At 73.3% G+C, this 21824-nt stretch carries 20 protein-coding genes and 1 pseudogene; 14 read left to right on the forward strand and 7 right to left on the reverse strand.

Going from position 1 to position 21824, the window contains the following annotated elements; all coding sequences use genetic code 11:
- Nucleotides 1–293 (reverse strand): annotated as a pseudogene (acnA, locus tag BM051_RS26275) (aconitate hydratase); the annotation flags it as partial.
- 326 nt (nt 294–619) lie between these two features.
- On the opposite strand from acnA, the gene BM051_RS26280 reads away from it, so the two are divergent.
- Nucleotides 620–1975: a dihydrolipoyl dehydrogenase family protein gene (locus BM051_RS26280; protein WP_092536125.1), complete on the forward strand. Its 1356-nt coding sequence runs from the start codon at nt 620–622 to the stop codon at nt 1973–1975.
- Between the two features lie 96 nt (nt 1976–2071).
- On the forward strand, nt 2072–2464 hold the full coding sequence (locus BM051_RS26285; RefSeq protein ID WP_092536128.1) for a YybH family protein: 393 nt from the start codon (nt 2072–2074) through the stop codon (nt 2462–2464).
- A gap of 321 nt (nt 2465–2785) precedes the next feature.
- On the opposite strand, the gene BM051_RS26290 is transcribed toward BM051_RS26285, so the two are convergent.
- Nucleotides 2786–3454, reverse strand: coding sequence for a response regulator (locus BM051_RS26290; RefSeq protein WP_092536131.1), 669 nt, complete (start codon nt 3452–3454; stop codon nt 2786–2788).
- On the reverse strand, nt 3451–4602 hold the full coding sequence (locus BM051_RS26295) for a sensor histidine kinase (protein ID WP_092536134.1): 1152 nt from the start codon (nt 4600–4602) through the stop codon (nt 3451–3453). Before BM051_RS26295 ends, BM051_RS26290 begins: the two co-directional genes overlap by 4 nt.
- Before the next feature lie 190 nt (nt 4603–4792).
- On the opposite strand from BM051_RS26295, the gene BM051_RS26300 reads away from it, so the two are divergent.
- The 5 genes from BM051_RS26300 (at nt 4793) to BM051_RS26320 (ending at nt 10170) form a co-directional block, all read left to right on the forward strand.
- Nucleotides 4793–5431, forward strand: coding sequence for a YHS domain-containing protein (locus BM051_RS26300; RefSeq protein ID WP_092536137.1), 639 nt, complete (start codon nt 4793–4795; stop codon nt 5429–5431).
- A gap of 732 nt (nt 5432–6163) precedes the next feature.
- On the forward strand, nt 6164–7558 hold the full coding sequence (locus BM051_RS26305; RefSeq protein WP_092536140.1) for an MFS transporter: 1395 nt from the start codon (nt 6164–6166) through the stop codon (nt 7556–7558).
- 127 nt (nt 7559–7685) lie between these two features.
- On the forward strand, nt 7686–8273 hold the full coding sequence (locus BM051_RS26310; RefSeq protein ID WP_092536143.1) for an NADPH-dependent FMN reductase: 588 nt from the start codon (nt 7686–7688) through the stop codon (nt 8271–8273).
- Between the two features lie 20 nt (nt 8274–8293).
- Nucleotides 8294–9313, forward strand: a complete 1020-nt coding sequence (locus tag BM051_RS26315; RefSeq protein ID WP_092536146.1) for an ATP-binding cassette domain-containing protein — start codon at nt 8294–8296, stop codon at nt 9311–9313.
- Nucleotides 9310–10170: an ABC transporter permease gene (locus BM051_RS26320; RefSeq protein WP_092536149.1), complete on the forward strand. Its 861-nt coding sequence runs from the start codon at nt 9310–9312 to the stop codon at nt 10168–10170. The genes BM051_RS26315 and BM051_RS26320 overlap by 4 nt, the downstream gene beginning before the upstream one ends.
- A gap of 43 nt (nt 10171–10213) precedes the next feature.
- Here BM051_RS26320 and BM051_RS26325 read toward each other — a convergent pair whose 3' ends face one another.
- Nucleotides 10214–13447, reverse strand: a complete 3234-nt coding sequence (locus BM051_RS26325; RefSeq protein WP_092536152.1) for an ATP-binding protein — start codon at nt 13445–13447, stop codon at nt 10214–10216.
- Between the two features lie 165 nt (nt 13448–13612).
- On the opposite strand from BM051_RS26325, the gene BM051_RS26330 reads away from it, so the two are divergent.
- Nucleotides 13613–13816 carry a hypothetical protein gene (locus BM051_RS26330; protein ID WP_092536155.1) on the forward strand — a complete coding sequence of 68 codons (204 nt, stop codon included), beginning with the start codon at nt 13613–13615 and terminating at the stop codon, nt 13814–13816.
- 137 nt (nt 13817–13953) lie between these two features.
- On the opposite strand, the gene BM051_RS26335 is transcribed toward BM051_RS26330, so the two are convergent.
- Complete coding sequence (locus BM051_RS26335) at nt 13954–14574, reverse strand: TetR/AcrR family transcriptional regulator (RefSeq protein WP_092536420.1); 621 nt, start codon at nt 14572–14574, stop codon at nt 13954–13956.
- Nucleotides 14575–14738: 164 nt separating this feature from the next.
- Here BM051_RS26335 and surE point away from each other — a divergent pair, with 164 nt between their 5' ends.
- The 5 genes from surE (at nt 14739) to BM051_RS26355 (ending at nt 18969) form a co-directional block, all read left to right on the forward strand.
- Nucleotides 14739–15671 carry a 5'/3'-nucleotidase SurE gene (gene surE / locus BM051_RS26340; RefSeq protein WP_166677859.1) on the forward strand — a complete coding sequence of 311 codons (933 nt, stop codon included), beginning with the start codon at nt 14739–14741 and terminating at the stop codon, nt 15669–15671.
- Between the two features lie 66 nt (nt 15672–15737).
- Nucleotides 15738–16613 (forward strand): LysR family transcriptional regulator, encoded by an 876-nt coding sequence (locus tag BM051_RS26345; RefSeq protein WP_092536161.1) that lies wholly within the window; start codon nt 15738–15740, stop codon nt 16611–16613.
- An 86-nt stretch (nt 16614–16699) separates the two neighbouring features.
- The gene (locus tag BM051_RS30130; RefSeq protein ID WP_243859853.1) at nt 16700–18292 is read left to right on the forward strand and encodes a carboxylesterase/lipase family protein; all 1593 of its coding nucleotides are present in this window, start codon (nt 16700–16702) and stop codon (nt 18290–18292) included.
- A 2-nt stretch (nt 18293–18294) separates the two neighbouring features.
- On the forward strand, nt 18295–18708 hold the full coding sequence (locus tag BM051_RS30135; protein WP_341770879.1) for a Clp protease N-terminal domain-containing protein: 414 nt from the start codon (nt 18295–18297) through the stop codon (nt 18706–18708).
- A gap of 69 nt (nt 18709–18777) precedes the next feature.
- Nucleotides 18778–18969, forward strand: coding sequence for a PspC domain-containing protein (locus BM051_RS26355; protein WP_092536167.1), 192 nt, complete (start codon nt 18778–18780; stop codon nt 18967–18969).
- 65 nt (nt 18970–19034) lie between these two features.
- On the opposite strand, the gene BM051_RS26360 is transcribed toward BM051_RS26355, so the two are convergent.
- Together BM051_RS26360 and BM051_RS26365 are read right to left on the reverse strand one after the other, a co-directional pair.
- Nucleotides 19035–19550: a lytic polysaccharide monooxygenase auxiliary activity family 9 protein gene (locus BM051_RS26360; protein ID WP_092536170.1), complete on the reverse strand. Its 516-nt coding sequence runs from the start codon at nt 19548–19550 to the stop codon at nt 19035–19037.
- Between the two features lie 414 nt (nt 19551–19964).
- The gene (locus BM051_RS26365) at nt 19965–20360 is read right to left on the reverse strand and encodes a winged helix-turn-helix transcriptional regulator (RefSeq protein ID WP_092536173.1); all 396 of its coding nucleotides are present in this window, start codon (nt 20358–20360) and stop codon (nt 19965–19967) included.
- A gap of 856 nt (nt 20361–21216) precedes the next feature.
- On the opposite strand from BM051_RS26365, the gene BM051_RS29275 reads away from it, so the two are divergent.
- Nucleotides 21217–21375, forward strand: coding sequence for a hypothetical protein (locus tag BM051_RS29275; RefSeq protein ID WP_166677860.1), 159 nt, complete (start codon nt 21217–21219; stop codon nt 21373–21375).
- Nucleotides 21376–21824: the final 449 nt, after the last annotated feature.

Genomic DNA, 21824 nt, shown 5'->3' on the forward strand with positions numbered 1-21824 from the left:
TCCACCACGCACGGCACCCCGGTGAAGTCCTGCATGATCACCCGCGCCGGGGTGAACTGGATCTCCACCGACGGATCCGCCGCCGGATCCCACCCCGCCAGCGCCCGCACGTGCTCGGCGGTGATGTTCACCCCGTCCTCGGTCCGCAGCAGGTTCTCCAGCAGGATCTTCAAGCTGTACGGAAGCCGCTCCGACCCCGCCACCCGATCCAACCGGAACACCTCGTACGAGGCCTCACCAACCCGCAGCACATCCCGCGCGCCAAAGCTGTCCTTACTGGCAGGTGCAGTCACGTCTCACTCCATCGGGCGACTCGGAGGGCACCGAACAGAGAGGGCGTACCCGGAATCGGCGGAGCTCATGCGTCCCGACCGGCCGTGGACCCACCGGCTGAACGCGCGGCACATCACCGAGGACGACATCCTCACGGCCGCCCGGTCCCGCCAGGGGCTCGCGCGGATGGACCAGGTCCGCTTCGCGGTGCTGGAGACCTCCGGGTCGACGGCATCGTCCCGGCGACGACCGGGAAGACCGGGTAGTCCGCCCCGCTCCGGATGCCCGGGACCGGCCTCGCCGGGAGAATGGGCCGGACCGGCTGGCGGCAGGGAGGGGACTTGCGATGCCAGAGAGCGTGGACGTGGTGGTGGTCGGGATGGGTCCCGGCGGTGAGGCGCTCGCCGGGCGCCTCGCGGAGGCCGGGCTGTCGGTGGTGGCGGTCGAGTCGCGGCTGGTGGGCGGCGAGTGCCCGTACTACGGGTGCGTGCCGAGCAAGATGATGATCCGGGCGGCGAACGCGCTCGCCGAGGCCCGCCGGGTGCCGGCGCTGGCCGGGGACGGCAGCGTGGCGCCGGACTTCGGGCCGGTCGCGCGGCGGATCAGGGCGGAGGCCACCGACGACTGGAACGACCAGGTGGCGGCGGACCGTTTCACCGGCACGGGCGGGCGGCTGGTCCGCGGCACGGCCATGCTCACCGGCCCCCGCACGGTACGGGCGGGCGAGCAGGAGTTCACCGCACGCAGGGCGGTCGTGCTGAACAGCGGCACCGAGCCCGCGGTCCCGCCGATCCCGGGGCTGGCCGGCACCCCGTTCTGGACCAACCGGGAGGCGGTGGCGGCCGAGGAGGCGCCGCGATCGCTGGTCGTGCTCGGCGCCGGGGCGATCGGCCTCGAGCTGGCCCAGGCGTTCGCCCGGTTCGGCACGCGGGTGGCGGTGGTCGAGGCCGCCGACCGGGTCCTGCCGCCGGAGGAGCCGGAGGCCGGCGACACCCTCGCCGGGGTGCTCACCGGGGAGGGGCTCGCGCTGCACACCGGGGCCCGCGCCGAGCGGGTGGACCACGACGGCACCGGGTTCACGGTGGCGTTGCCCGACCGGGAGTTACGGGCCGAGCGGCTGCTGGTGGCGACCGGGCGGCGCACCGACCTCGCCGGGTTGGGGCTGGCCCGCATCGGGGTCGACACCGACCGGCCGTTCGTCGAGCCGGACGAGCGGATGCGCGTGGCCGACGGCGTGTACGCGATCGGTGACATGACCGGCAAGGGGGGCTTCACCCACGTGTCGATGTACCAGGCCGCGATCGCCGCCAGGGACATCCTCGGTGAGCCGGGGCCGCCGGCGGAGTACCACGCCGTGCCGCGAGTGACGTTCACCGATCCGGAGGTCGGCGCGGTCGGGCTGACCGAGGCGCAGGCCAGGGACCGCGGGCTCACCGTGCGCACCGCGGCGGTGACCGTGCCGACCTCGGCCCGCGGCTGGATCCACGGGCCCGGCAACGAGGGGTTGATCAAGCTGGTCGAGGACGCCGAGCGGGGCGTGCTGGTCGGCGCCACCGCGGTCGGGCCACACGGCGGCGAGGTGCTCTCCGCGCTGGCCGTGGCCGTGCACGCCGAGGTCCCGACCGAGCGGCTGCGCGCGATGATCTACGCCTACCCCACCTTCCACCGCGCGATCGAGGACGCGCTCGGCCGGCTCCACTGAGTCCGCCGGTGGAGGGACCGGCCCGGATCAGCGGCTGCCCCGATCACGTGGCCCGCTGTGCTCGGCGTCACGCGGTCGGGTTAGGCTGTGGAAGTCATGACGACAGTGCATGACTCTCTCGCCGAGCACATCGCTCGGTTCACCGCCGCCTTCAACACCGGCGACGCCGCCGCCCTCGACCAGCTGTACGACGAGGCCGGCGTGCTCGTCCCGTTCCCCGGCCACCTCGTCACCGGCCCGCGCCGGGCCAGCGCCTACGAGCCGCTGCTCGCCCTGGGCCTGCCGATGCGCGCCGAGCTGCGACACGCCTACGTGGCCGGCGAGGTGGCGCTGATCGTGGTGGACTGGTCGATCCGCGGCACCGCGCGGGACGGCACCGCGCACGACATGGCCGGCACGGCGGCCGACGTGGTGCGCCGCACCCCCGACGGGCAGTGGCGCTACCTGGTCGACAACCCCTTCGGCACCGCGGCCCCACCCACCCCGTGACCCTGCGCCGAGATCGGTGCCGCCGTCACCGAAGCCGGCGCCACCTCGCGCAAATGCCCACTGTCCATTGTGTCCGAACGTCGGAGATCGGGACGGGAGTGGGAGCCCTCGTGCGGCGCTCCCACTCCCGTCCGAGGTGCGGCGTACTCAGTCGGCTCAGGTGCAGGTGGACCCGTTCAGGGGGTGAAGCCCGCCGGCCGGTGTGACGTGCGAACCGGTGAGTGGGCGGCTTCATCCTGAGGCTGGGAGCGCTCGCAGGTACGTGAGGCGTCGGTGCGATGTCAAGGAGCCGGGATGCCGCCGCGACGAGCCGGACGCTGGTCAGCTCGCCGGCCCGCGCGGGGTGACCAGGCCGCTCTCGTAGGCGAACACCACGAGCTGGGCGCGGTCGCGGGCGCCCAGCTTGCCCATCGCCCGGCTCACGTGCGTCTTCGCGGTGGTTGGGCTGATCACCATGTGCGCGGCGATCTCGTCGTTGGACAGGCCCCGTGCCACCAGCGCCACCACCTCGCGTTCCCGCCGGGTCAGCACGTCCAGCCCCGGTACCGGCTCCGCCCGCGGCGCCCGCGCGACGAACTCGCCGATCAGCCTGCGGGTGATGGTGGGGGAGAGCAGCGCGTCCCCGCGGGCCGCGACCCGGACCGCCTGCACCATGTCCGCCGGCTCGATGTCTTTCACCAGGAACCCGGTGGCGCCGGCCCGGAGCGCGGCGAAGACGTACTCGTCGAGCCCGTAGTTGGTCAGGATCACCACGCGCACGCCGGCGAGGTCGGGGTCGGTGGCGATCCGCCGGGTGGTGTCGATGCCGTCGAGCACGGGCATCTGGATGTCGACCAGCGCCACGTCCGGCCGGTGCCGCGCGGCCAACTCGACACCGGCTCGCCCGTCCGCGGCCTCGCCGATCACCTCGATGTCGTCCTCGGCGTCGAGCAGCGCGCGGAACCCACCGCGGATGAGTGGCTGGTCGTCGACGAGCAGCACGCGGATCACGACGAGGCCCCGAGCGGCAGCTCGGCGTGCACGGTGAACCCGCCGTCCTGGCGGGCGCCGGTGTACAACCGCCCGCCGAGCGCGGCGACTCGCTCACGCATGCCGGTCAACCCGGTGCCCGGGGCCGCGACCGAGCCCGGGGTCGCGGCCCCGTCGTCGTCCACCCGCACCGTCAGGGTGTCCGCGCCGTAGCCGAGGCACACCGTCGCCGTCGCCGACCCGGCGTGCCGGCCGACGTTGGTGAGTGCCTCCTGCACGATCCGGTACGCGGCCCGGTCCACCTCGTCGGGCAGCGGCCGGGGCTCGCCGTCGACGGTCACGGTGGCCGGTACCCCGGCGGCGACGGAGCGCCGGACGAGGTCGGCCAGCCGGCCTAGCCCGGCGAGTGTTGCCCGGTCGGCGGGATCGCGCAGGACCTCCAGCGTGGCGCGCAGCTCCCTGGTCGCCTCGGTCGCAGCCTCCCGCACCGCGAGCAGCGCCTCGGGCACCTCGGCGCCGCGCTTGCGGGCCAGGTGCACCGCCACCCCCGCCTGCACCTTGATCACCGAGATGCTGGAGGTGAGCGAGTCGTGCAGCTCCCGCGCGATTCGCAGCCGCTCCTCCCCGGCGCGGCGCAGCGCGACCTCCTCCCTGGTGCGCTCGGCCTCCGCGGCGCGACGCTCGACCTGCTCGAGGTAGGCCCTGCGGTGCCGGGTGACGGCGCCGGCCACGGCGGCCACGACGAACCAGCCGACCGGCAGGATGGCGTCCTGGACGGCCTTCGCGTCGAGCGTGCCGCCCGCGGCGGCCAGGTTACCGGCCACCGCGAGCACGGTGAGCGCCAGCACCACGGCGATCGCCAGCGCCCGGTGGCCGGCGGCGACGGCGGTGTAGATCGCGACCAGCACCGGCACCGTCGCGATCGGACCCGGCTCCACGCGGACGGTGTAGCCGAGGACGCAGACCAGGCTGACCAGCAGCACGATTCGGGGCGCCCGCCGGCGCGCGGCCAGCACGAGACCGCCGGCCAGCGCCAGGCCGCTGTCGAGGGCGAGGTCGAGCGGTGCGCGCGGCCCGGCGGCGAGCACTCCGTCGAGGAGCACGAGGGCGGCGACACCGCCGGCCAGCGCGAGGTCCCCGTACCGGCGCCACCCCACCCCGAACCGCATAACGGGAACCCTAACCGGGTGACCGGCGGATGTCGTTCTCCGCTTGGCGTACTTCCCCGGAAGTAGTCGCCGGTGGCCCTGCGCCGCCGGGACCAACGCCCACTGCCTTCGCCGAGACGACGACATCCCACGGCGCGGCGAGCAGGATTCGACGGCGAGGAATCGGACGACGGGAGAGGAAACGAACGCCATGATGTTCATCGAGGTCTTCGCCGTGCGCGGCGCACTGGACGACGAGCGGCGCCGGCGCATCGGCGAGCGGCTGGTGACCGACCTGATGCCGGACACCGGTGACGCGCCGGCCGAGGTGATGGAGGCCGGCCGGTCGATCACGCAGGTCGTGTTTCACGAGCCGGTGGACTGGTACGTCGGCGGCGCGCGGGCCGATGCCTCCGCGCCGCGCTACCTGGTGCGGGCCAGCGTGCCCGAGGACTGGCGGGAGCAGATGGGCGAGCACCTCGTCAGGGTGTTCACCGCGGTGCTCGCCGACGTGGACGACGACCCCGACCGGCTGTACCGGCAGCCGGACGCGTGGATCCACGTGGTCGGCGTGCCCGAGGGCGGGTGCGGGGTGCGCGGCGAGGTGGTCGGCTCGCTCGACATCGTCAAGATGATCACCAGGTCGTACCGGGACTCGCCGGACCGGTTCGACCGGGAGGTGCCGCCGGGCCGCGGTCTCGACCCGGTGTGCGGCATGGTCGTCCCGTTGGAGCACGCGGTCGTCACCCGGGAGCACGAGGGCACCACGTATGCCTTCTGCAGCAAGGGCTGCGCCGACGTCTTCGCCGAGGAGACCGGGGTTACGGAGACCAGGAACGCCACGGTGTGAGGGAGCTCCGGCCCGCCACCTCCGACCTTCCCGCGGTGGTCCGCGCCAGATCCGGTCTGGCGGACCACCGCGGCTCGTCTGCGCCCCAGGGGTGACGCCACGACGAGCCGAGGAGGCCGATGCCACTGAACCCAACCACCCGCCACCGCGGATCGGGCCGCACGGCGGCGAGATCCTCTCCACGCTGGCCGTGGCCGTGCACGCCGAGGGCCCGAGCCGCCCACCAACCGGCGGCCATGTCCGCCCTCCTCGTCCGCGGCGGAGCCGGCCCGCTGCCGTCGCCGACCATCGCGGCTGGTGCACCGTCTCAGCCGGTCGGTTCAGCACCATGACCCGAACGTCGGCACGCCCGGGAGTGCTGGGGCAGCAAAAGATGCGCTGTACGGGTGATAGTCGCGGTGGGCCGCGTTTTCGCCGCCGCCGATCGGTAAACCTGGGGAACGCCGGGGATCTGCTGGGGAGAAGGCATGGGAATCCACGCCAGGCCGGTCCGCGTCCTGCTGGCTGACGACGAGGAGGTGGTCAGACGGGGATTCAAGTCCCTTGTGGACGTCGAACCCGGGATGGTGGTGGTCGGTGAGGCGGCGCACCAGGCGGAGGCCCTCGCCCTGTGCGCCACACTGCGTCCGGCCCTCGTCGTCGTCGAGATCACCATCGCCGACCACGGGATCGGCGACCTGGTCGCCGCCCTGCGCCAGCCGGTCGTGCCGGTGGCGAGCGCGGGGTGGTGGGGTGACCGAACGCGGAGGACGGCCGGCGCAGCGTCTGGTTCACCTGCTGGCCGGCGTCCAGTTGCTGGTGATGCTCACCGTGAACGTCCCGATCGTCGCCGTCCCGGTGATCCAGCGGCAGATGGGCGTGGCGCCGGTGCACAGCCAGTTCATCGTGACCACCTACGCCCTGGTGTGGGGCGCCCTGCTGCTGCTCGCCGGGCGGGTGGCCGATCTCGCCGGCCGGCGCCGTCCGCTGCTCGCCGGCCTGCTCCTGCTCGCCGCCGGCAGCGGCCTCGGGGCGGCCGCGCCGGCCACCCCGGTGTTGGTGGCCGCCAGGGCGATGCAGGGCGGTGGCGCCGCGCTGGCCGGCACCGCCGCGTTGTCGCTGCTGGTGACGCTCTTGCCGGACGGGCCGGCGCGGCGCCGCGCCTTCGCGCTGTTCGGCCAGATGACGGCGGTGGGCTCGGTGGCGGGGCTCGTGCTCGGCGGCGCGCTGACGGATCTGGTCGGCTGGCGCGCGATCTTCCTTCCCTCGCTGCTGCTGGCCGGCGCGCTGATCGGCGGGGCCGCCCGGTGGGTACCCCCGGATGCCAGGTCGTTCTCCTGGCCCGAGTTCGACCTCCCCGGCGCGGCCACCGCCTCGGCCGGCATCGGCCTCCTCGTGTTCGCGATCAGCCGGGCCGAGCAGTCCACGGAGAAGGCCCTGGCGGGTGGCGCCGTGGCGGCGGCGCTGCTGGCCGCGTTCGCGCTGCTCGAACGGCGCGCCGCGCACCCGCTGCTCCCGCTGTCGCTGGTGACCAGGCGGAACACCGTAGCAGCGCTGGTCGCGACGGTGCTCATCTGGAGCTCCTTCGCCTCACTGTTCTTCCACCTCGCGTTCCTGCTGCAGCGGGCGCTGCACTACACCCCGCTGCAGAGTGCGTTGGCCTACCTGCCGGTCACGGTCGCGACCGCGCTGTCCGGGCGGGTCGCCGCCGCCGGCCGGTTGAGCCCTCACCTGGGCCTGGTCACCCTCGGCGGTGGCCTCGCCATCGCCGCCGGCTCGGCCACGGTGAGCGCGGCCGGCGCCGGAGGCGGCTTCCTGTGGCCGGTGCTGCCCGGGCTCGTGCTCGCCGGAACCGGTCTCGGCCTGGCCATCGTCGCCATTCAGATTCTCGTGTTCCGCGGCGCCGCCGAACGTTCCAGCGGTGTGCTCGCCGGGCTGTTGACCACCGCCCAGGAGACGGCCTCCGCGGTGGGTACCACGGTGTTCGCCACGCTGGCGGTGGCCATCGGCGGGCTCGGCGGCATCACCACCACGCTGTTCTGGGGTGCCGCCGCCGCGCTGGCCGGTGGGCTGCTCGGCGCCCTGCTGGCGCCGCGGCAGGGTAGCCGGTCCCTGCCGGCCCGCCCGTCGGGCGAGAGCCAGCCCTGAGTCGCCGGCTCGCGTCCGCCACCGCCGACCTTCCCCGCGCGGTGGTCCGCCAGATCCGATCTGGCGGACCACCGCGGCTCGTCTGGCGCCCCAGGGGTGACGCCACGACGAGCCGAGAGGAGGGCCGATGCGGGCGAACCCGATCGACCCCGCGCCACTGCGGGTGGCGGTGATCGTCGGCAGCACCCGGGAGGGCCGGGTCGGGCCGAGCATCGCCGGCTGGCTCACCGAGCGGGCGGCGCGGCGGACCGACGTCGATCCGAGCGTCGTGGACCTCGTCGACTTCGCCTTCCCGGCGCGGCTGCCGGGCACGCCGACGCCGGCGATGACCGCGTTCACCGCGCGGATCGCCGCCGCCGACGCGTTCGTGGTCGTCACACCGGAGTACAACCGCAGCTTCCCCGCCTCGCTGAAGCAGGCCATCGACTACGGCTACGACGAGTGGCGGGCCAAGCCGGTCGGGTTCGTCGCCTACGGCTGCCGCTCCGGCGGCCTGTTCGCCGTGGAGCAGCTGCGCGGCGTCTTCACCGAGCTGCACACGGTGACGATGCGCGACGCCGTGTGCCTGCACCTGCTCGACGGCACCGTCGACGACCGGTGCCGGCCCCGCGACGGCGGGGACGTGCACCGGTCCGTCATCGCCATGCTCGACCAGCTCGTCTGGTGGGGCCGCGCGCTGCGGGCGGCGCGCGCCATTCATCCCTACGTCTCCTAGCGACCGAAAGGACACCCCGAATGAACCACCGCACCCCCGACCTAGCGATCGAGACGTCGGGTCTGGTCAAGACGTTCGGCAGCACCCGTGCCGTGGACGGCGTCGACCTCAGGGTGCCCGCGGGCACCGTGTACGGCGTGCTCGGCCCCAACGGCGCCGGCAAGACCACCGCCGTCAGGGTGCTCGCCACCCTCCTTCGCCCCGACGGCGGCGAGGCCAGGGTCTTCGGGCACGACGTGCTGCGGGAGGCCGACGCCGTGCGCGGCCGGGTCAGCCTCACCGGCCAGTACGCCTCCCTCGACGAGGACCTCACCGGCACGGAGAACCTCGTCCTGCTCGCCCGGCTCATCGGCCACCGCAAACCGGCGGCGCGCCGGCGCGCCGAGCAGCTGCTGGAGGCCTTCGGGCTGAGTGAGGCCGGCGGGCGCCAGGTCAAGACCTACTCCGGCGGGATGCGCCGGCGGATCGACATCGCCGCCAGCATTCTCAAGACCCCGGACCTGCTCTTCCTCGACGAGCCCACCACCGGGCTGGACCCGCGCAGTCGCAGCCAGGTGTGGGACATCGTGCGGCTCATCGTGGCCCAGGGCACCACCGTCCTGCTGACCACCCAGTACCTGGACGAGGCCGACCACCTCGCGTCCCGGATCGCGGTGATCGACCACGGCAAGGTGATCGCCGAGGGCACGCCCGGCGAGCTGAAGTCGAGCGTGGGCGCCGGGTCCGTCCAGGTCCGGTTGCGCGATTCGGCTCAGCGGCCCGAGGCCGAGCGAGTGCTCGCCCGCGTCCTCGGCGACGGCTCCGGCGCGGTGCAGCGCGACCCCGACCCGGTGCGGCTGACCGCCAGGGTCGGCGGCGAGCAGACCGGTCACGAGGCGGCCGAGCTGGCGGCCCGCGCGCTCACCGAGCTGACCAGGGCGGGCGTCGCCGTCGACGACTTCTCCCTCGGGCAGCCCAGCCTGGACGAGGTGTTCCTCGCCCTCACCGACTCCCCGGCCACGACCCACGACAGTGACGACACGAAGGAGGTTGCGGCGTGACCACCGCGACGACGACCCAGGACAGCCGCGTCCCCGCGGCGCCCTACGTTCCCACGGCCGAGAGCCTCGACGCCGTGCTGGCGGCGGGGGAGCAGCCGCCGCGGCCCAGCGCTCTCGCCGCCTCGGTGGCCTTCGGCTGGCGGGCCGTGCTGAAGATCAAGCACGTCCCCGAGCAACTGTTCGACGTCACCGCGTTCCCGATCATGATGACGTTGATGTTCACCTACCTGTTCGGTGGCGCGCTCGCCTCCTCCCCGGAGCAGTACCTGCAGTACCTGCTGCCCGGGGTCCTGGTGATGAGCGTCGTGATGATCACCATGTACACCGGCATGGGGGTGAACACCGACATCGCGAAGGGTGTGTTCGACCGGTTCCGCACGCTGCCCATCTGGCGGCCCGCGGCGCTGGTCGGGGCGCTGCTCGGGGACATGCTGCGGTACATGATCGCCTCGGCGGTGATCCTGACCCTGGGCCTGATCCTCGGGTTCCGGCCGGGCGGTGGGCTGGCCGGGGTGCTCGCCGGCGTCGGCCTGCTGCTGCTGTTCTCGTTCGCGTTCTCCTGGATCTGGACGATGTTCGGGCTGCTGCTGCGCACCGAGAAGTCGGTGATGGGGGTCAGCATGCTCGTGCTGTTCCCGATGACGTTCCTCAGCAACGTCTTCGTCGACCCCGGCACCATGCCCGGCTGGTTGCAGTCCTTCGTGGACGTCAACCCGATCGCCCACCTCGTGGCCGCGGTGCGCGGGGTGATGGCCGGGACCCCGGACGCCGGTGAGATCACCTGGACGCTGGTGTCCGGCGGGATCCTGCTGGTGGTCTTCGGAACGCTGACCATGCGGCTCTACAACCGGAAGTGACGCCGGCTCCGGGGGGGTCTCTGGGGGTCGGGGTCTCCTGGCGTCACCGGCGCCAGGAGACCCCGCCGTCCGGGGCGTAGCGGCAGCTCGCCCCGGTGGAGACGCTGGCCCGCAGGTGCTCGGCCAACTCGGGGTGCCGCTCGTCCAGGCGGCGCAGGACGTCCCTGATCCGGGCGGTGACCGCCTTGCGGGCCCGCTCCGCCTCGTCGCCGAGGCGGCGGGGTCGCCCGCCCAGCCCGGCGGCGGTGCGCAGCTCGTCCAGCAGCGCAGCGCGCTCCCGGTCCAGCTCGGCGGCCCGATCGTCGGCGCCCCGTTCCACCGCCCGGTCGATCTCGTCGTCGAGCACCGCGAGCCGGCGCCGGTACCGCGCCTTCGCCTCGTCGTCGAGCACGGCGTCGCCGCCCATCCGGCGGGCGGCGACGACGACCTCGCCGCCCGCGGGGTCGAGCAGCCGCACGGCGGGGATGTCCTCGCCGGGGTGGCCGAGGAGGGTGTGCAGGTCGCGCAGCCCCTTGGCGTCGGGCAGGTGCACGGTGCGGCCGGCCCAGGTGAGTGTCCACACGCCACCGCTGAACCGGAACTCGGTGGCGGGAGCGGCTTCGGCCGTGGTGCTCGTCAACGGTGAGTCCGTATCGGACGACAGCCGGGAGACCCGTTCGGTGACGTGTCGCAGGTCGAGCGCGGCGGCGTCCCGCTCCACCGCGGCCAGCAGCGTCCTGGCGCGGGCGAGGTCGCCGTCCGCGGCGCGGCCGAGCAGCGCCTCCACCAGCCCCAGCCTGGCCTCGACCGACCACGGCCGCGCGCCGAGCCGGTCGGCCGACCGGTACGCCTCGGTGAACCGGTCGACCGCGGAGTCCCACCGGTGCTCGCCGGCGTCGAGTCGCGCCAGCCAGAGCATCACCGGTCCACTGATGTCGCACCCGTACAGCGAGACCATCCACTGGCCGGCGTACGGCTCCAGTGCGGTCCGGGCCCGCCGGCGCAGGTCGGCGTCGGCGGCGGCGGCCGCGACCTGGGCCTGGAACCGCAGCCACAGCGGTTGGAACGGGCCGGGGAACGGCCGGTCGCCGGGCGGCGCCGCGGCGAGGTGCCGCAGCGCGGTGTCCGCGTCGCCGCGCTGCGCGGCGGTGATGCCCTCGATCAGTGCGGGGAACGGGTAGTGGCGCTGGTCGGGGGAGCGGTGCAGCTCGGCCAGCTCGGCGAACCGGCCCTGCTGCAGCAGCCGGGCCCAGCGCAGGTGGTGCCGGACGAACGCGAAGTGCATGTCGTCGGCATCGTCGGGCACCTCCTCCTCCCCGCGGGCCAGCAGGGTGGCCGCCTCGGCGAACTCTCCGCGGAAGGCGGCGATGATGGACTGGTCGAGCAACGCGGCGAAGCGCATGCGGGTCTGCGCGCTGCGCTCGGTGAGCGCGACGAACGCGCGCAGCTGGTCGGCGTAGGCCGGGTCGCCCAGCTCGAGCAGCGCCACCCAGCGCAGCGAGGTGGCGAACTGCTCCATCTCCGCGTCGCCGGTGCGCCGGCCGATGTCGGCCAGCTCCCGGGTGAGGTCCACCCGCTCGGCCGCCGACCCGAGCCCCCAGATGGTGTCGTGCAGGGTCCACAGGCTGAAGCCGAGCGCCTCGTCGTCGCCGCCCTGCCGGGCGAGCAGGCCCAGGTGGACGGTCAGGTCGCGGGCGAGCTGGTCGAGTGACCGGCCGCCGTCCGGGGTGGGGGCGTCGGGCAGCAGCGCGCGGTAGGCCTCGGTGACCAGCTCGGCCTTCAGCGCGGAGTGGTCCTCGCGGTTCCCGGTGCCGTGCACGGTCAGCGCCACCCTGGCGAGCAGCTCCGGCTCGCCGGCGGCCCGGGCCACCCCCACCGCGTGGGTGAGCACGGTCCACGCCTCGTCCTTCGCCTCGAGGTGGTGGTACAGCTCGTGGGCGAGGCCGAGCGCGGCGAGCACCCTCCGGCGTGGCTCGGTCGGGCCCGCCAGGTCGAGCGCGCGCCGGTAGTGGCCGACCGCCTCGTCGAACGCCATCCTGGCGCCGGCGTCGCGGGCGGCCGCCGTCAGGAGGTCGGCGGCCCTGCCGGGCTCGAGGTCCGGGCCGGCGAGGTAGGCGTGCCGGGCCAGCTCGCCGGGGAAGAGGCGGTCGGCCAGGTCCGGCGCGGTGTCCGTGGCACGGATGACGGCGGCGTGCCGGCCGCGCCGCTCGGCCTCGTCGAGGGTCTCGTACAGCGTCTCGCGGACGAGGTCGTGCGCGAAGGAGAACCAGCCGCCGCCGTCGGCCACCACCAGCCGGGCGGCCACCGCCTGGTCGAGCAGGCGGTCCACCTGGGCGACCGGCGAGGTCACCGTGACCGCGAGGACCTGGCGGTGGAACCGCCCGCCGAGCACGGCCGCCGCCGTGAGCAGCCGGGCGACCGCGGCGGGCAGCAGGGACAGCCGGCGCCGCACGGCGTCGCGCACGCCCGGCGCGACCGCGGTGACCGGCCCGCCGCTGTGCCACAGCCGGGCGGTCTGCTCGACGAAGAAGGGGTTGCCCCCGGTGCGGCGATGGACCTCGGCCACGAGGTCCGGGTCCGGCTCGGTGCCGACGGTGCGGGTGATCAGCCGGCCGACCTCGTCCGGGCCGAGCCCGGTGAGGGTCACCGTCCGCGCCTTCGCCAGCAGCGGGAGCACGAGCGGGCGCAGCGGGTGGTCGGCCGCCTCGACCTCCGCGTCGCGGTAGGTGCCGATCAGCAGCAGCCGCTCGAACCAGGTGTGCTGGGCGACGAACTCCAGCAGCTTGAGCGAGGCGGGGTCGGCCCAGTGCAGGTCGTCGAGCACGACCATCACCGGCCGGCGCTGCGCCAGCGACACCAGCGCCGTGGTGACCGCGTCGAAGAGCCGGAAGCCCCCGACGGCGTCCACGCCGTCGGGGTGGACCGTCTCACCGAGCAGCACCCCGAGCGCGCCGTCGGTGGACCGCTCGACGGCGGCCCACTCGGCCGGGTCGGCGGCCCGCCGCAGCCCCCTGGCGACCTGCATCCAGGGCCAGTAGCCCGGCGCGCTGTCGGAGTCCCAGCAGGATCCGCTCAGCACCAGCGCGCCGCGCCGGCGCGCGTCGTCCGCGGTGCCGGTGACCAGCGCCGTCTTGCCGATGCCGGCCTCGCCGGTGACCAGCACGAGCCCGCCGTGGCTGTCCACCACGCGGTCGAGCTCGGCGCGCAGGACGGCAACCGGATGGTCCCGGCCGATGAGGCTCGGGGTCACCTCGGGCCGGGTGAGGTCGGTGCGGGGTTGGGCGAGGTCGGCACACATGACAGGGGAGAACGTACCGAGTGCCGGCGACGAAACGGGGCGCCTCGGCGGGGTTCCGGGCCGGCGAACACCCTCTGTTCGTCGCGAACTACGGAGGGGTTGCGGTTTCGCCACGTCCACGTATTCGCGATGCCGGCATCCGCACGAAGGCGCACACTCGAAAGGATGAACGCGAACACGATCCTCGTGGTGGTGGGGCTCGCCGGCGTCTACCTGCTGACCGTGGCGATGTGGCCGTACCGGGCGTGTGGCGGCTGCCAGGGCGGCAAGGTGCGGTCGCCGTCCGGCCGGCACTGGCGCCCGTGCCGCCGTTGCGGTGGCACCGGCCGCCGGCGCCGCTGGGGCGCGCACCTGATCGGCCGCAGGTAGCGACAGCCGGCCGCGGCACCCGTGTGCCTGTGTCCGCGGTCCGTGCACGGGTGCCCGCGCCGCACGACGCGAACACGTGGTCACGGAGCGCGGACACGTGGTCATGGAGCGCGGACACAGCGGTATGCGTGTCGGCGCTACCCCGGTTGCCGCGACGGCGGGGTGAACAGCCGGTCCAGGTGGTAGCGCAGCACCGCCTCCGCGGCCTCGGGCGTGCGCTGGCCCACCAGCACGCTGGTGCCGAGGCCGTGGTTGAGCGCCAGCAGCCGGGCAGCCTCGGTCGCCGGGTCGGCCCCGGCGACCAGCTCGCCGGCGGCGCCGGCCCGCCGCAGCGCGTCCGCGACCTGCCGCTCCACCCGGTTCGGCCCCTCCACGAAGGGCTGCGCGGCCAGCTCGGGATCGGTCATCGCCAGCACCGCGTAGGAGGTCCACACCAGGTGGAAGGCGCGCCGCTCGCCGTCGGCCGGGAGCGCCTCGGCCAGCAGCGCCTCGACGAACGCGCGCGCCGGCGGCGGGTCCGGCAGCCGGGCCAGCCGCGCCAGCCACCGCTCGTGGCCGCGCCGCTCGAGGTGCCGCAGCGCCGCGTGCATCAGCTGGCCCTTGCTCTCGAAGTAGTACTGCACCAGCCGGAGCGACACCCCGGCCTCGGCGGCCACCGCCCGCATGGTCACCGCGGGCAACCCCTCGCGCGCGGCCAGCCGGACGAGCGCGTCGGCGATCCGCGCGCGGCGCTGGTCGTGGTCGACCGTTCTCGGCACCACACCTCCCGGGACTGTCGTGGCACAGCTGTACCACATCCGTCTCCCGCGGGCAGCGGACGTCATGCCGATCCGGCATGACGGCCAGGCCGAACCGGACTTGGACACGGCGCCGCCGGCGGGTTGCGATGGGAGGGCCCCTGCTTCCTCCCCCTGGAGTTCCCATGACCTCGCGCTGGACATCGTCCGTGCCCGCGCTGGCGGCGGCCGTCCTCGCCGCCGGCGTCCTCACCGGCCCCGCCGTGGCCGCCACGCCCGTGGCCGGGCCGTCCGGAGCCGACGCCGCCCTCGACATCCTGCTCACCAACGACGACGGCTACCGGGCCCCGACGCTCGCCGCGCTCCGGCGGGCGCTGACCGCCGCCGGCCACCGGGTCACCGTCGTGGCACCGTGCGACGACCAGTCCGGCATCGGGACGAAGCAGGTGTCGAACTACCCCCGCGGCGTGCCCACCCCGGCGAACACCATCACCGCCACCCAGCCGGCCCCCGACGTGTGGGCGGTGTGCGCCTCGCCGGGCGACGCGGTGCTGTTCGGCGTGCGCAACGTCCTGCCCGCTCCACCCGACCTCGTGGTCTCCGGCGTCAACCCCGGCCAGAACGCCGGCGCCGTGACCAACCACTCGGGCACGGTCGGGGCGACGATCATGGCCGGCGAGCTGGGTATTCCGGCGGTCGCGGTGAGCGTCGAGATCGACCCGACCACCGACCCGCCGGCGGTCGGCTCGGTGCCCGACGCGGCCGCCTACACGGTCCGGCTGGTCGAGCGGCTGCGGGTGACCGCGGCCGGCCGGCCGTTGCTGCCCCGCCACGTGACCCTCAACGTCAACTACCCGGTCGCCGCCGAGCCGAGGGGAACACTGGTGACCAGGACCGGCCGGCTCGCGTTCGTCCGCCCGAGCTTCGTGCCCACCGACCTCTGCGCCGACTGCTACCTCGTGCGGCCGGAGCTCGACCTCGGCCCGGACCCGGTGCCGTGGTCGGACAACAACGCCCTCGCCACCGACCACATCGCGGTGACGCCGCTCGACGGCGACTGGACCGCCGCCGAGGAGGTCCGGTCGAACCTGCGGCACCGGCTGGCCGCGCTGCGGTGATCCACAGGTGATCCACAGTGGACAACGCTGCTGGTTCCGCGGCCCGGCGCCGGCTATCGTCCGGGGATGACGCTCCAGCAGCTGCGGTACCTGGTCGCCGTCGCCGACCACGGCACCATCACCGCGGCGGCGGCGGCCCTGTACGTGGCGCAGCCCGCGCTGTCCCGTGCCGTGCACGCGCTGGAGCGGGAGCTCGGCGTCACCCTGCTCACCCGGACGGGACGGGGAACCGCGCTCACCGCGGAGGGGCGCCGCGTCGTCCGGCTCGCCAGGAGCGCGCTGGACGTGGTGGACCGGATCGCCGGCGGCGCCCACGGCGAGCGGGAAGGGAAGCCCGCGACGCTGCGGGTCGTCGCCACCCCGACGCTGGCCGCCCACCTGGTCGGCGAGCTGGTGCCCGCCTTCACCCGGCGTCATCCGGGAACGCGGGTCGAGGTGCTCGGTCGGGACCCCCGGGAGCGGGTGGTGGGCGCCCTGCGTGACGGCGACGCCGAGCTCGGCCTCGTCGACCTGCCGGTGGACGGCGGGGTCACCACACACCACCTCGGCGAGCACGAGGTGGTGCTCGCCTCGCCGCCGGGCACCGACCTGCCCGACCCGGTGCCGCTCGACCGGCTGGACGGCCTGCCTCTCGTCGTCCCACGGCGGGGCAGCCCGCGGCGCGGGGAACTGGAGGAGCTGTTCGGCATGCTCGGGGTGCGGCCGGCGTCGGCGGTGGAGACCGACGAGCGGGCCGCCTGGGTGACCGTTGTCCTCGCCGGCGGGGCCTCGCTGCTGTGGTACCGCGACATCGCCGCCCGCGCCTTCGGGCCGCGCGCGGAGATCCGTTCCCTGCGGCCCCGGCTGACCCGCGCGGTCGGCCTCGTGCATCCCCGCCGGCCGCTGGCGCCGGCCGCGCGCGCCTTCGTCGCACTCACCGAGACCCGGTGGCCGGCGGCGTGAAACCGGTTCCCGCGGCCGACGCGTTCTGGTAGGGAGGGGAGGAGTCCGGGCCCGCCGCACGTCCTTACCTCGCTCGGGAGGCGGAGATGAGACGTCCGAAGGCAGTCCTGTTCCTCGCGGTCGTGGTGGTGGCCGCGCTCGCCGGCGCCGTGCCGGGGGCCGCGAAGCCCGCCCCGGCTGGCCCGATCGCGGTCACCGACCGGGGCCTGGTGCGGGGCGCGGTGGACGACGGGGTGCGCCGCTTCCAGGGCATCCCCTACGCCGCGGCACCCGTCGGTGAGCTGCGCTGGCGGTCACCGCGGCCGGCGCGGCCGTGGCCGGGGGTGTACGACGCGACCCGGCCGCGCAGCCAGTGCGCGCAGCCGGCCTCGCCCGTCGGCGGCGTGCCGAGCTACGTCGAGGACTGCCTCTACCTCAACGTCACCACACCGAAGCGGCCGCGCCGGCCGCTGCCGGTGATGGTGTGGCTGCACGGCGGCAGCAACGTCAGCGGTGCCGGGCACATTTACGACGCGGGGACGCTGGCGAGCCAGGGCGACGTGGTGGTGGTGACGGTCAACTACCGGCTCGGGGTGTTCGGCTGGCTGGCGCACCCGGCGTTCGAGTCCGGTGCCGACCGGGCCCGGCAGGCGGGCAACTACGGACTGCTGGACCAGCAGGCCGCCCTGCGCTGGGTGCGGCACAACGCCGTCTTCTTCGGCGGCGACCCGCGCAACGTGACGTTGTTCGGCGAGTCCGCGGGTGCGTTGGACAGCTGCGCGCACCTGGTGTCCCCGGCCGCGGCGGGCCTGTTCCACAAGGCGATCCCGCAGAGCTACAGCTGCACCGACCCGTTCCGCACGGAGGAGGCCGCCCAGGCCGAGGCGGCACGGTTCGCCACCGCGCTCGGCTGTGCTGGTGAACCAGGGGCCGCCGACTGTCTGCGGGACCTGCCCGCCCGCACGTTGGTCGACCGCTTCCAGTCGGCGGGGATGAGCGCGGTCCCGGTCGCCGGTGGCGACGATCTGCTGCCGCGGCAGCCCCGGGAGGCCATCGAGCGCGGCCAGATCCACCGGGTGCCCGTGATGCACGGCAACACCCTCGACGAGATGCGGCTGTTCATCCCGCTCCAGTTCCCGGAACCGATCTCGGCGGAGCAGTACGCGGCGGTCGTCCGGGAGGACTTCGGCGCGGCCGCGGAGGAGGTGCTCGCCCGCTACCCGGCGGAGGCGTATCCGTCCCCGCGGATCGCGCTGGCCACGGTGTACAGCGACAACGGAACGCCGTTGTCGACGTGCCAGCACCTGGACGCCTATCGGGCGCTCGCCGCGGCCGGGGTGCCCGTGCACGCCTACCAGTTCGCCGACCGGACCGCGTCACCGCTGGTCGACGTGCCCGGTTACGAGGAGGGCGCCGAGCACGGCACCGAGCTGAACTACCTGTGGCCCAACTTGCTCGGCCCACTCGACGGGGCGCAGCGGCGGCTGTCGGACGCCATGGTCGGGTACTGGACGTCGTTCGCGCACACCGGCACCCCGGCGGCGCCGGGCGCCCCCGACTGGCCACGGTTCCGCGACTCCGGCGACGTCCTCTCCCTGGACATCGGCTCCGGCGGGATTCGGCCGACCGACGTCGCGCGCCAGAGCCACTGCGCGTTCTGGGCGGACCTGAACCGAACCGAATCGTCCACTTTTGGTTGACGGTGCGCGCCCGGAAGGCGGTGCTCGCCGCGCAGGAGGAGGCCCGCGCCGCCGGCAACGCCGAGATCGAGCCCGCGCACCTGGTGCTGGGGTTGCTCAGCGAGCCGGAGGCGCTGGGCGCGCGGGCGCTCGTCGCCCAGGGCGTGGACCTGGCGGCCGTGCGGTCGGCCGCCACCGCCGCGCTCCCACCCGCGGCGGGCGAGGTGCCGGGGCTGGTCCCGTACACCGCGCGGTCCCGCAAGGTGCTGGAGCTGACCTTCCGCGAGGCGTTGCGGCTCGGCCACGACTACGTCGGCACCGAGCACGTCCTGCTCGCGCTGCTGGAGTTCGAGAACGGCGACGGCGTGCTCGCCGGTCTCGGTGTCGACAAGTCGGCCGCGGAGGAGCACATCGCCGCCGCGCTCGCCAACCGCTGAGCCAAAATCCGGGACACCTCCGGGTGGTCCCCGATGCGGCTGGGCCGTAGCCCGGGGATCGTGGAGGTCATGAGTACGACGACGTTGAGCCGGCCGCGGGACGGCCGGATGATCGCCGGGGTGTGCGCCGGGCTGGCCGACCGGATGGGCTGGAAGCGGCGGAACGTCCGGCTGCTGTTCGTGGTGTCCTGCCTGCTGCCCGGCCCGCAGTTCCTGATCTACCTGGTGCTGTGGGTGGTCCTCCCGGACCGTGGTTACTGAGTGGCCACGGTGGCCCGAAGGGGGAGCGGCCGGGTGCCCGTGGCGCGCGGGCACCCGGCGTTTCCCTAGCCGACCTGGAGGTCGACGCAGGCGTAGAACGCGTTGGGCGTGTCGGCGATGTTCCAGATGGCCAGCACCTTCTGCCGGCCGCTCACGCCGCCGAGGTTGACCTGGTGGGAGACGGTGGGCGGCGGTTGGGTGTTGCCGCCGCTGAACACCGCGATCCGCTGGTTGCCCAGGTAGTACTCGTAGTTGCTGGTGCGGTGCCGGGCGGTGAAGGTCCAGGTGAAGGTCACCGTCCTGCCGACCCGGGTGGCCCGCCAGCCCTTGTTGTCGTCGTCGAGCTCGGCGAACCGGGCGTTGCCGCCGCTACAGCTGCGCAGCCCCTTCGGCCCTTCGACGCTCTGTGGCTCCCACTTGATCTGGCCGCAGGACACCCATCCCTGGGCGCACTGGGCCTGCCGGCTCGGCGGGGAGGACACGTAGCCGTGCGCGTTGGCCACACCCGGCAGGGCGGTGGCGATCAGCGGAGCGATGCCCACCCCGACCGCCGCGGCGACCAGCTTGCGCTTTCCCTTCATGGCAACTCCTTGTGGGTACGTCCCGTTCCCACGTGGACGGCCAGGAGCCCACCGCAGGGGGAGAACGGGAGGCGGAGGGCGGCGGCGACCCTTCCGGAACACGGACCACCGGCACCCGCCGCGAGTGCCGAACCTGACCGGCTCGGCCGGCGAAGGAGAACATCGTCGGGCATGACTCCCCCTTGCCGCACTCGAGTGGGCGAGCGAGGGGCGCTCGCCGCTTCGGCTGCGATTCCGGGTACCGATGTGGTCTAGACCATAATCCGATCGGGTGGAATCGTCAATCCAACGAAAGTTGGGGCGCGTGCCGGTCCGGGTCAGCGGATGTCTGACGCCTTTTGTCCTGAGTGGACTATCGGGCGATAGCGCCTCCTCCTCGCTGGCGCCCGGCGGGCTGCTGTGTCGCGAGCTCGCTCACGTCGCGGCGCCCGGTCCGGCCTCCACGTCGACGTCCGCGGCGTGCAGGCGCTCGCCGCAGCGCGCGCAGCGCAGCTCGGCGTGGGTCAGCTCGCCGCAGGCGCGGTGCCGCAGCAGCACGGGCGGGCCGGCCTCGCCGGCGGTCCAGCGGTCGCCCCACGTGGTGATCGCCATCAGCACGTCGCACAGCTCGAGGCCCTTCCGGGTGAGGACGTACTCGTAGCGGGGCGGCCGGGTGGTGTAGGCCGTGCGCTCCAGCACGCCGTGCGCCACCAGCCAGCGGAGCCGCTCGGTGAGCACCTTCCGGGAGATGCCGAGATCGCGCTGGAGGTCGTCGAAGCGACGGATGCCGACCCAGACGTCGCGGTTGGCTGTCCCGAGCAGTCGCCACAGTCATGATCAGTGGAACGTTCGCGATGTTCTGGTTCGCCTCCAAAACAGAGTCCAGTTCTGGGCCATAAAGGTCAGCTCCGCTTCCCTGGTCCGCAATAACTGCTGCCCAGGCAACCGGATTAGCGTGGATATGGTTCATTAGCTCCGCCGCGAGCTCAAACTCTCAGAACCGGCTACTACAACCCGAGTCCGGCCCGCTTCACTTAATGGACCCGACGAAGCAGGAGCCCAACCCCTACACCTATGCCGACAATGATCCCATCAACAACAGCGACCCCACCGGAGCAAGCTTCTTCGAACAAGAGCCAAATAGGGACATATTTGCCACAACCACGTTCACGGTCGCGGTCGCGGTCGCGGTCGCGGTAACAATTTTAGGGGCTGCGTTGCCGGGAGTGGGATGGGGCTTCGCTCTTGGTGGCCTCTCTGCTGCGGTAAGTGTAGCTGCCTGGCAGGAGGACGCTTAACTTGAGAACAAGACATCGGATATGGATGGTTGTTTGGTTCATGGCTTCGGCGGCCTGCTTTGCCTTGGCGGCCGTAGTTGAGAGCGAGGTGACCAGGCTGGTTCTCCTAGTGTCTGGCCCGGCTGCGGCGACCGTTGCCCTTCTCGTGTACAAGCGGAATATCGATTGGGATCCGTAGTGGATGGGACCGCCTGATTTGAAACGTTCAATTGAAATGCGTGCGATACTGGGCGGAGGAAGTCGATCAGAAGTTCGCACGCCGCGCTCAGCGCTGGAGCGTTCGGCACGGTGGGGGGCGGATTCCGTTTCCTGGGGTCTCTGAGGAAGTGTCGATGCCCACCTCTCGGTCTCGTCGGGAGCGGCGCCGCCGCTGGCTCTACTGTGTCGCTTTGCCGTGCTATCTGCTCGCGCTGTCGCTGGCTCTCCTCTACGGGGAGCGAGTACGCTGGCTGGTCATCGCGCTCGGGCCGCTCGGTGCGTTGTTGCTCGTCGAGCTCGCCCGAGAGTTCGTGGGCGCCAGGAGGCGAGCGAAGAACGGTAGGGGGTGACCAGGTCCCTGGGACGGCACGAGCGCGAGTTCATGCCGACACCCCGGGTACTGCTGATCAGCGGAGTCATCCGGATACGGAGGGCCTGTCACGTGTCGAGGTGGTGAGAAGGTTGGCTGAGCGGAAGAAGAGATGGTACCGCGGTCCAGTCAATCGCTCGTTGCGCAGCAGGCTCTCGCTCCTGGTGGCTACCCTGCTTGCGCTCGGCGTGATGCTCGCTGGATCGCTAGGTGTGATGGCGACTCCTTTGGTGCTGATGGTGAGCGCAATTATCGTACTTTTGGGAATAACTCTGTCCGTCTATTTCGATAGGTTCGCGAAGTGAGATCGGCGTGGTGGTGATGTTGGTGTCGGCATGGTTTTCACCCTGACTCGGGCGCCGGTGCCACAGCCCGAGTCGGGGTCGCTTCAACCAAGGGAAGCCACTGGATGTCGAAACGAGCAATGGT

This window comes from Amycolatopsis arida (assembly GCF_900115565.1).
Taxonomy (GTDB): Bacteria; Actinomycetota; Actinomycetes; order Mycobacteriales; family Pseudonocardiaceae; genus Yuhushiella; species Yuhushiella arida.

Bases quoted from the DNA above. Each gene is read 5' to 3' on its own strand.
- BM051_RS26315 (WP_092536146.1), top strand. From the start codon at position 8,294: ATGAACCACCGCACCCCCGACCTAGCGATCGAGACGTCGGGTCTGGTC.
- surE (WP_166677859.1), top strand. From the start codon at position 14,739: ATGACCTCGCGCTGGACATCGTCCGTGCCCGCGCTGGCGGCGGCCGTC.
- BM051_RS26280 (WP_092536125.1), top strand. From the start codon at position 620: ATGCCAGAGAGCGTGGACGTGGTGGTGGTCGGGATGGGTCCCGGCGGT.
- BM051_RS26285 (WP_092536128.1), top strand. From the start codon at position 2,072: ATGACGACAGTGCATGACTCTCTCGCCGAGCACATCGCTCGGTTCACC.
- BM051_RS26310 (WP_092536143.1), top strand. From the start codon at position 7,686: ATGCGGGCGAACCCGATCGACCCCGCGCCACTGCGGGTGGCGGTGATC.
- BM051_RS30130 (WP_243859853.1), top strand. From the start codon at position 16,700: ATGAGACGTCCGAAGGCAGTCCTGTTCCTCGCGGTCGTGGTGGTGGCC.
- BM051_RS26330 (WP_092536155.1), top strand. From the start codon at position 13,613: ATGAACGCGAACACGATCCTCGTGGTGGTGGGGCTCGCCGGCGTCTAC.
- BM051_RS26325 (WP_092536152.1), bottom strand. From the start codon at position 13,447: ATGTGTGCCGACCTCGCCCAACCCCGCACCGACCTCACCCGGCCCGAG.
- BM051_RS26345 (WP_092536161.1), top strand. From the start codon at position 15,738: ATGACGCTCCAGCAGCTGCGGTACCTGGTCGCCGTCGCCGACCACGGC.
- BM051_RS26300 (WP_092536137.1), top strand. From the start codon at position 4,793: ATGATGTTCATCGAGGTCTTCGCCGTGCGCGGCGCACTGGACGACGAG.
- BM051_RS26360 (WP_092536170.1), bottom strand. From the start codon at position 19,550: ATGAAGGGAAAGCGCAAGCTGGTCGCCGCGGCGGTCGGGGTGGGCATC.
- BM051_RS26295 (WP_092536134.1), bottom strand. From the start codon at position 4,602: ATGCGGTTCGGGGTGGGGTGGCGCCGGTACGGGGACCTCGCGCTGGCC.
- BM051_RS26355 (WP_092536167.1), top strand. From the start codon at position 18,778: ATGAGTACGACGACGTTGAGCCGGCCGCGGGACGGCCGGATGATCGCC.